Here is a 9,869-nt window from a genome sequence, read left to right as displayed (position 1 = left end):
ATCCATTTCAGGGAAATACAATGCATACCATTCTCTGATTCTCTCGATTAATTTTGAAATGCTTTCATCAATCTCATCAATGGAATTTATGGCCTGAATCAGATGTTTATCTTCGGAAGCTGATTCCTTCTTGATTTTGTGAATTGCCAGATTCCTGTATATTTCTGTTATTTCCTCACTGTCCAGTCCGAATTCCTCATAATTGCATCTTAGATATTCTCCGGCGGGATTCGGATTTTTGATTGTTATTTTTTCATTGTTGTAATCTGATTTTCTCTTGTTTGATTCGATAATGATTTCGTCAAAATCCTTTGAAACTTCATCAATTATATCCAATTCTTCAGCCACAATCTTTTTATCATCGATATCTGCCAATCTGTTTAGTATTTCATCTTTGGGAAATAACTTTTCTGAGATCAATTCGTTTTCACTGTTAAAGGCCAGAAATCCCTTAACGCAATAAGTAATATAGCATTCCATAAGATTAATTATCTATTTTATTTTTAATAAGCATTTTCAATATTTTAAAAATTACATATTCAATGCAATTTTTACATTTTAACGCAATTTAATAAGTTTAAATAAATATTTAAGATTTTTAAGCTGTCTAATTTATATATTTAGATATTTAATAAAGGTATTGTAGGTTTTGACCACTTAGACTTAAAATATCTCAATTAATTTCACATGTGATTTGATGAAAAAAGACTGGAAAATTATTTTAGAATTAACTTTGGAAATCATCAAAATCATTATCATAATCTTTAAATGAGTGATTTATGGGGCGGTAATTAGTTGTTGAATGCAAAGGAACGAGTTTTGGTATTTTCTCTCTAGTGGGGTCCTTCCTACGTTTATATTCAGAGAATATAAGTAAATTATATATATGATTTTTAGCATATATTTAATTTAATCAATACATGTGAAATATATTGAATTAATGGGGTCGGATTCATTCGATTCTGGCTTCATTCCTTTTAAAACTTTTTTTACAAAAATTTTTAAGATATCTTTAAACTATTTTTATCATGAAATTTAAACTATTAACTGTATGTCAAAAGAGAGTTTGGATGATTTAAGATATGAGTTGGAACTTAAGAATGCCGAAATCGATGAGCTCAATATGGAGCTCCAGGAAAAAAATGAGCAGATCAACAAGCTGAAACTTTATTCCACCAAATTAAAATACGAGAAAAAGAATTTGGAGGATAAGCTCGACACAAAAATCGATTACGACAAGGCAAGAATCAATGAACTTGATGACTTGCAGGAAAAGATTAAAGAAAAGGAATCAATCATCGAGGACAAGCACGACCAGGTGAAGTATCTGAGGTCCCTGATTGATGACTATAAGGAGCAGTTAGGCAGAAATACCGAGAATCTGGATGTTCAGCTCAAAAGAATCTCTAAAACATATGAGGATTTGCTTGCCCAAAAGGATGCCATAATACAAAAGCAGGATGAGCAAATTGCAAATCTGATTAAATCAAATGAAGAAACAGTAAAATCCCATAAAACCAATATAATAAGTTTGAAATTGCAGAATGAAAAATATCAGGAAATCATTGATAAATTTACAAAAACTAATTAAACAATTAATTACAAAGATGATAGTATGTTAAAAACAAATGTTTGTGGAGTGGAATTTAGAAATCCCTTGATGCTGGCTGCAGGAATAATGGGAAGCAATGCCTCATCAATGAATTGGATTTTAAAATCAGGAGCTGGAGGAGTCGTATCCAAATCATTTTCACTGAATCCTCATCCGGGTTATCCTAACCCTACAACCGTAGCGGTTGATGGAGGAATCCTGAATGCGATTGGCCTTTCAAATCCTGGCGTTGAGAATTTCAAGGAAGAACTGAAAAAGATTGATCATGAGGATAATGTCGTTATCGCTTCAATATATGGGGCAAACCCTTCTGAATTTTCACAGCTTGTGGAGGAAGTTCAGGAACATGTTGACATGATTGAACTCAACATTTCATGTCCTCATGCTATGGAAGGCTACGGAGCCTCAATAGGTCAGGACTGTAATTTGAGCCATACTATCGTAGCGGCTGCAAAAGACGCTTCAGACGTACCTATAATTGCCAAATTGACACCTAATGTAACCGACATCACTGAGATTGCAAAAACCTGTGAAGATGCCGGTGCAGATTGCCTGTCCTTAATCAACACTTTGGGTCCGGGAATGAAAATCAACATTGATGTTGCAAAACCGGTACTCTTCCATAAGTCTGGAGGAATGAGCGGTAAGGCCATAAAGCCTATTGCTGTAAGCAATGTCTATTCAGTTTATGAAGCTGTTGACATTCCATTGATTGGTGTTGGAGGAATTTATACCTTTGAAGATGTTGTGGAATTTATATTTGCAGGTGCCCGTGCAGTTCAGATAGGTACTGCAATAATGGACGAAGGTGTAGAGGTATTCAGTAGAATCAACAAAGGATTGGAAGAATTCATGAATGATAAGGGTTATTCTTCAATTGATGAAATGGTGGGGATTGCACATGATTAATGAACCGAAAATAGTTGAAATTACAGAAATTGTCACTGAAACTCCTACTATCAAAACTTTCAAATTCGATTGGGATTTTGAAACACTTGGAAAACCTAATCCCGGTGAATTTCTGATGATTTGGAATTTCAATAATGAAAAGCCAATGTCCATTTCGCAAATTAATGATGATGAGCTTGCAATAACTGTTAAAAACATCGGGGAGTTCACCTCCCAGTTGCATGATTTAAAAATAGGCGATCAGATTGGTGTTAGAGGCAGTTATGGGCATGGTTTTGACAACTCATTTGAAGGCAAAAAAATCATAGCTATCGGTGGTGGAGTTGGTATGGCTCCAATCAATGCCATAGCCAGTGATTTGGCAAAAAACAATGATGTCAGTGTAATTTCAGCTGCACAAACTAAGGATGAGCTGTTGTTTTTGGATTCACTTGAAAAATTGGGCGTCAGTGTTTATCCATGTACTGATGATGGAAGTTTCGGATTTGAAGGTTTTGCAACAAATTGTCTTAGCGATTTGCTTGAAGATTCGACTTATGATTTTGCATTTGTCTGCGGACCTGAGATAATGATGAAGGGAATCTTTGATATCCTTGAAGATGCAGGAATAACTGGCCAATATTCTCTCGAAAGATATATGAAATGCGCACTAGGAGTGTGTGGTCAATGTTGTGTTGACAGTGAAGGCTGGAGAATCTGTGTTGAAGGGCCTGTTTTTGAAAATGACAAGATATCACAAATCACTGAATTTGCAAAATACAGAAGGGACGCTTCAGGCGTAAAATACTAACCGGGAAATGATAAAATGGGAATTGACATTAAGGAATACTTGACTCCGCCAGTGCTTCTGGTATTGTTTTTAGTGATAGTTTCGCTAATGATAATCTTTCCCGTTTTAAACATGATTATACTGGGTGCCATTTTGGCTTATGGAGTCAAGCCTGTGGCCCGAAAAATCCAGTCAAAGCTCAAATTTAACTCCTTATCGATATTGCTTGCAATGGTGGTTGTTCTGATACCGCTGATACTGCTTATTGCATATATTGTTATTGAGCTTATAGCGATATTGTCCGGTGCATCATCCTCCAGCACATATGCAGATATCAATGCATTGTTCTCATCCATATCAGCTTATCTTCCATGGAGTTTTGATGTAAATTCAATCTCAACATCAGTCAATTCATCTATCCAGGAAATCGGAAGATATGTCCTGAATTATCTTGTCAAATTCATAAGCAGTCTGATGAACATCACTCTTGATTTATTTATTTTAGTATGTTCCGTATTCTACTTCGTTAGGGATGGGGATGATTTCCTTGAATTTATGAGGTCATTTGTCCCCGATGATTCAAAGGATTTCTTTGACAACACTGTGGAATCTGTAAAGGATGTTTTGAGAAGCATTTTCTACGGACACTTCCTGACATCAGTGATAATTGGAATATTCGGAGCGATAGGATATTCACTTCTCGGATATCCATTTGGAATCTTTTTAGGTGTAATAACTGGTATTCTGCAGCTTATTCCAGTATTTGGCCCATGGCCTATCTACTGGGCATTGTTCTTTATGGACATTCTTTCCGGAAATTATCCGAGGGCTATTGTTGTCCTGCTTTTCGGATTTTTCCTAAGCACAATAGACATGTACATAAGGCCGGCTCTCTCAAGCCATTATGCTGATATTCATCCTTTGATTTTGCTTGTCGGATTTTTATCAGGACCTCTTGTTTATGGAATAGTCGGTTTTATTGTTGGACCGTTGATTTTAGGAATTACCTATGCCGTTTTAGATAGCTACCGGAAGGAATATATCCTGGGGGATGAGTAGATGCAGGAAAATGTGGTAATTTTGGATATAGATTATGTCACTTATGAGGAAAAACCTGTAATCAGGCTGTTTTCAAAGAAAGGTGATGAGAACATAATTTTAATAGATGATACCTTTGAACCTTATTTGTATGTGGTGTCAGATGATGTTGAAGAGTGCATCTCCGAAATTGAAGATAATATTGATGTTGTTTGTGTTGAAAAAGTAATTAAAAAAGATTTCCAAATAGAATCAGAATTTATAAAGGTCACATTCAAGCATCCTCAGGAACTGGCCAAAAATCGTGATGCTTTAAGGGATTTGGAAAGCGTAATTCAAATAAGGGAATTCGACATCCCATTCTACAGGCGGTACCTGATGGACCGTGATGTTATTCCTATGACTGAAGTCACAGCAGTCGGAGAGGAGCTTGAAACATTCATGGATTTGGATTCCACAAAACAGGATATCAAAATAATCAAGCTGACTGAAAGGCTTGAAAGGAAAAAGGAATATCCTCAAAATTTCAGAATATTGAGCTTCGATTTGGAAGTGAGAAACCCTCATGGAATGCCTGATTCTGCAGAGGATGAAATCATCATGATTGGTGTAGCCAGCAATTTTGGTGTTAATCAGGTGATATCCACCAAAACAAACTCTGAGGATAGGGATGATTTTGTAAATCAGGTATCCACTGAAAAGGAAATGATTGAAGAGTTTGTCAAAATCATTAAGGACAATAACGTTGACATTATCGTTGGCTACAATTCGGATAATTTTGATTTCCCTTATCTGAAAGACCGTGCAAAGATACTTGATGTTGATCTGGATATTGGAATGGACGAATCCGATGTCAAATTCATCAGAAGAGGATATTCAAATGCGGCATCATTCAAGGGTTTGATTCATGTTGATTTGTACCTTGTAATGAGAAGATACATGACCCTTGACAGATATACGCTGGAAAGGGTTTATTATGAACTGTTTGGCGAAGAAAAGATAGATGTTCCTGGTGACCGCATCTGGGAGTTCTGGGATAATGAAGGTGAAGAATTGGATACTCTGTTTGATTATTCCCTTGACGATGTGGTGTCCACTTTGAAAATTGCAGAACAGACTTTGCCGCTTAACCTGGAGCTTACCCGTATCATAGGCCAGCCATTATTTGACGTGTCCCGTATGGCAACAGGCCAGCAGGCAGAATGGTTTTTAGTAAAGCAGGCTTATTTTGACGGTGAAGTCGTACCAAACAAACAGGGCTCAAACTTTGCCGACCGTGCTTCAGCTGAAGACAATGAAGGTGGATATGTAAGGGAACCTGAAAAGGGTCTTCATGAGAATCTGGTGCAGTTCGACTTTAGAAGCCTGTATCCAAGTATCATCATTTCAAAAAACATCTCTCCGGATGTTATGACTTTGGGAAAAGTTGAAGACGAGGACGATTATAATATTTCACCTGAACATGGCATCAAATTTAAGAAATCACCGCAAGGATTTATCCCATCTGTTATCGATAAGATATTGCAGGAAAGGTTCAGAATCAAGCGTCAGATGAAAGCGTCCGATGATCCTCAGGAAAGAATAGCTTTGGATGTACAGCAGCAGGCCATCAAAAGACTGGCCAATACCATGTATGGAATCTATGGTTTTCCGCGCTTCAGATGGTACTCCTTCGAATGTGCAAAGGCAATTACCTCATGGGGAAGACAGTACATTAAATCATCAATAAAAAAAGCAGAAGAATATGGTTTTTATGCAATATATGCAGATACTGATGGTTTTTATGCGAAATATAAGAAAGAATAATTTTTTTTTAAAAAAAGAAAAGGGTTAAGAGAAAATTGATTTCTCTTATTTTTTAATTTTAATAGTTGACTTTGCTTTTTTAGCAACAACATACTTGTTAGCTGAAGTAACTACAACCTTATGTTTTCCAACTTTTAGTTTAGCAGTACTGATTTTTGCAATACCTTTTGCATTGGTTTTAGCAGTGAAGGTTTTTGCTTTTTTACCAGTATATACTTTGATTTTAACTTTAACTCCTTTAATTACTTTTTTAGTCTTTTTGTTTTTAACTTTGACTTGGAAGAATTTTTTAGCGCCTTTTTTAGCGGTCATTTTCTTAGGAGTTAATTTAGCTGGAGCTTTTTTAATAACGATTTTTGATGTAATCTCTTTTGCAGAATAGTCTTTTTTATCTGCACAGGAAATAACAACTTTGTAGGAACCCGGTTTTAAAGTGTCGAGTAATAGTTTTATCTGACCGTTCATTCCGGTTTTACCGTTGTAGTTGTAATATCTGTTTTTGGAAATGAATATTTTGATATTCACTTTTGCATCATAAATCGGTTTTTTCTTTTTGGTATTAGTTAATTTTAAAGTAAAGTATTTACCAGCCTTGTAGTAGGTAGTCACTTTTTTAGCAGTAAATTTACCGGTAGCCTTTTTAACTGTAATAGTTGGGGTAACCTGTTTTGCATCATATCTGTTATCAGCTGAGTTAATAATCATTTTATGTTTACCAACAGTTAGGGAAGCACTAAATGAAATTTCACCTTTGCTGTTTGTTTGGAACAGATAGTTGCTGTATTTTGTAGAGGTGGCGTATAATGTGACAAGCACATACATTCCACTTAAAGGTTTGCCATTCTGGGTAACTTTAATTTTGGCTGTAGTTCCGGTATTGTAATAGACTGTAACATCTTTGGAATTGATTACAACAGGAATCTTAAGAATGGTGAAACTACCGTCGACACTCTTACTGTTGATGTTTTTAGTGTCATTGTTGCTTATTGTCAAGTCATATGTTCCTCCAACGAATCCGTTAACGTTTATTTCACTGGTACCGTTTTCATTGGTTTGGAAATAGTAATCTTTTTGGGTAGTTACCGGCAAGTAAAGATGTAAAATTGTACTTTTAACCGGATCTCCAGTTGCCGCATTGGTTACGGTAATTTTAATCTTTTTGTCGCTGCCGTAGTATTCTTTGTACTCATCAATTACAATGTTGATGTTTGCTTTATTGATGGTTATGATTTGACTAGTTCCGTTTGTTTTATTGAACGCATTGGATTTGATGGTAACGGTATGATTACCGACATCCATGAATCCCCATCCTTGACCATTCATTTTATTGTTGTCAAAAGTCAATATTCCGGATTCATCAGTTGTATTGCTTATGGTGGAAATAATTGTGATTCCGCTACCACTGATACCGCTGATACTGATTGCGCCGGTTGTGATTTTGTATTCTAAATTGACAGTTTTATTTGATAGAGCTTCATTTGTATCAAGGTCAGTGATTTTATAGGTTAGTTTTCCACTTTGATATTCAACAACATTGTTAATCGCTTCAACTTTAATATTGTAAACTCTGTTTAAAGTGACATTTGTTGTAGCATTGTTATATTTGATGTTTAATGTTGCAGAAGTGAAGTTTCCATTTTCAAGAGTGATAATTAAAGTGTTATTATTAATCACTTTTGATGCAATTGGAATAACTACTGTATTATTTCCATCTTTATATGTAACATTAAGAGTTAAATCGTCTGCAGTGATTTCAACAATTTCAGTACCGTTTACAATGGTTAATTCAATGTCTCCTTCTTTAGTAGAGTTAACTTTAATTGTTGAAGTGGCATTGATTCCATAAACGGTCAAGTTAAAACTTTTAAACACTTCAGAGTAAGTGTCGTTACCGATGTACTTAACAGTAATGTTGTAAACGCCGAAACCGAATTTGTCAGTTAATGTGATAACTGAGTCATTGTATGTGAATTTGATTTCTTTGCCGTTACTGTAAACTTTAGTGTTGTTCACATTAATAGCAAGGTTAGTTCCGTTAACTGCAATAACAGTAGTGGTAAAGTTGGCAATTTGTTCTGTTCCTTGTTCTAATGATGTAGGAATGGAGATTTCAGTGCCTACTTTAATGGTGGTTCTAGCGGTTAAGTTGTTTTCAGCAACATATTTGATGTCAACATATGCGCTGTCAAATACCTTATCTATATTAAATTTGATAGTCTGCTGGTCTTCGAGAAGTGTAAATGGGATAGTTGAATTTTCAGTTACATTACCCACTTTGTAGAATAATGTAAGGGTTAAATTACCCACAGTAACATTAACTGGATCTGAACCATCATTAAGGTTTAAAGTAATAGTTACATCATTGTTTGAATTTAAGTTTGCAGTTTTATCTGGGTTGAATGTTTGATTGCCCCATACTTTAACTGTCACTGTCCTGTTGGATGGTGCATATGTCATGTTACCTACATAAAGGACATTTAAATTGTGAACGCCAATAGCTAAATTTTTGACGGTAATTACTGAGTTATTATAATCAAAAGCAACTTCTTTACCATTTTCAAGAACTCTTAAATCGTTTTTGCTGATTGTTAATTCATCATGTTTATTATCATAAACATGTACGCCAGTAATGTTTTTGTAATCGGTTATCTTAAATTTACCACCGGTTGCATTAACGCTTGTAGCATACCTTACACCAATTGTTTTTGTATTAACTGCATCAGTGTAGTTTAAAAGTATGCTTTTTATAATTATCTCATATGCGAATCTTATTGTTCCATTGTTGTAAGTAAAATATTGAATATTTTTTGATGTTAGGTTTCCTTCGCTGTCAATGTATGTTACATTTATGATGAATTTTGTGCTGTCTAATGGATCGAGATATTTAACTCCATCAAAGACTTTAATGCCCTTGATTTCAAATTCGTCCCCAGTTTTTACAATATTGTCTGGAGATTCTAATGTTTTATTTCCTAAAATATGTAATGTAATATTTGTTGTTGAATTAGCGTAGGTTGCATTACCTAAATAATTGAGTATTAAGGTATGATTTCCAACAGATAACTTGTCTATAATGCTGAGTATTGAATTGTTGTATGTGAAGTTAAGTGATTTGCCGTTTTCAATTACCTGTAAATCACTTGCGTTAACATTAATGTTTGCACTTTCATTGTCTTTTACATTAACACTAATGTTCTTGTCAGCATCATAGTCAAATTCTTCACTCTCAACAGTTTCAATAGTAGTATTGATTTTTTCTTGCGTTGCATCACTGCCCGTGTCTTCTCCGTCGGCAAGAGCAACTTCTGTATCTGCACTAGCTAATGGACTGTCACTATCGGTAGTGATGTTTTCACTAGCACAAACAGACCCGATACTTACTAATAGGAATATCGCCATTGCTATTAATAAGATATAAGAGTTTTTAAATTTCATAAATTTAGTTCCTCCTTTTTATGAAAATCATATTTTTGAAAATAATTTATGATTTTCAGTATAATAATATTGGTATTTTTTTACATTTAAAGGTTTGTCTATTTTCAAGATATTTTTAATATTTTCAAGTTAAAATTAAATTTAAAGTAAAAATTTAATGATATGTAAAAATATATCATCGATGATTTAAAAAAAGATTTATGAAGAATAATAACTATTCTTCAACATAGGAATCAATGTCAATGTCTAAGTCATCACAGATTCCTTTTAATTGTTCGTATAATTTTTCATCGATTGCCA

6 protein-coding genes and 1 pseudogene are annotated in these 9,869 nt (G+C 34.6%); 5 read left to right on the top strand and 2 right to left on the bottom strand.

Annotated elements, in window-relative coordinates; all coding sequences use genetic code 11:
- Positions 1–480: pseudogene (locus QZN27_RS06720) on the bottom strand (ATP-binding protein); the annotation flags it as partial.
- 571 nt (positions 481–1,051) lie between these two features.
- Between QZN27_RS06720 and QZN27_RS06715 the strand changes: the two are divergent.
- The 5 genes from QZN27_RS06715 to QZN27_RS06695 are packed head-to-tail and all read left to right on the top strand — an operon-like array spanning position 1,052 to position 6,134.
- Positions 1,052–1,591 (top strand): glycosyl transferase, encoded by a 540-nt coding sequence (locus tag QZN27_RS06715; RefSeq protein ID WP_296785496.1) that lies wholly within the window; start codon positions 1,052–1,054, stop codon positions 1,589–1,591.
- A gap of 24 nt (positions 1,592–1,615) precedes the next feature.
- Entirely contained in the window at positions 1,616–2,521 is a 906-nt protein-coding gene (locus QZN27_RS06710) for a dihydroorotate dehydrogenase (protein WP_296785494.1), read from the top strand.
- Complete coding sequence (locus QZN27_RS06705) at positions 2,514–3,311, top strand: dihydroorotate dehydrogenase electron transfer subunit (protein WP_296785492.1); 798 nt, start codon at positions 2,514–2,516, stop codon at positions 3,309–3,311. The genes QZN27_RS06710 and QZN27_RS06705 overlap by 8 nt, the downstream gene beginning before the upstream one ends.
- Positions 3,312–3,326: 15 nt before the next feature.
- Positions 3,327–4,349 (top strand): AI-2E family transporter, encoded by a 1,023-nt coding sequence (locus tag QZN27_RS06700; RefSeq protein ID WP_296785489.1) that lies wholly within the window; start codon positions 3,327–3,329, stop codon positions 4,347–4,349.
- Positions 4,350–6,134, top strand: coding sequence for a DNA-directed DNA polymerase (locus tag QZN27_RS06695; RefSeq protein ID WP_296785487.1), 1,785 nt, complete (start codon positions 4,350–4,352; stop codon positions 6,132–6,134).
- Positions 6,135–6,179: 45 nt separating this feature from the next.
- On the opposite strand, the gene QZN27_RS06690 is transcribed toward QZN27_RS06695, so the two are convergent.
- Positions 6,180–9,569: a hypothetical protein gene (locus QZN27_RS06690; protein ID WP_296785485.1), complete on the bottom strand. Its 3,390-nt coding sequence runs from the start codon at positions 9,567–9,569 to the stop codon at positions 6,180–6,182.
- Positions 9,570–9,869 lie beyond the last annotated feature (300 nt).

The organism is uncultured Methanobrevibacter sp., assembly GCF_900316895.1.
Taxonomy (GTDB): Archaea; Methanobacteriota; Methanobacteria; order Methanobacteriales; family Methanobacteriaceae; genus Methanocatella.
The sequence above is the reverse complement of the archived record's forward strand: the minus strand, read 5'-3'. Positions and strand labels throughout refer to the sequence as shown.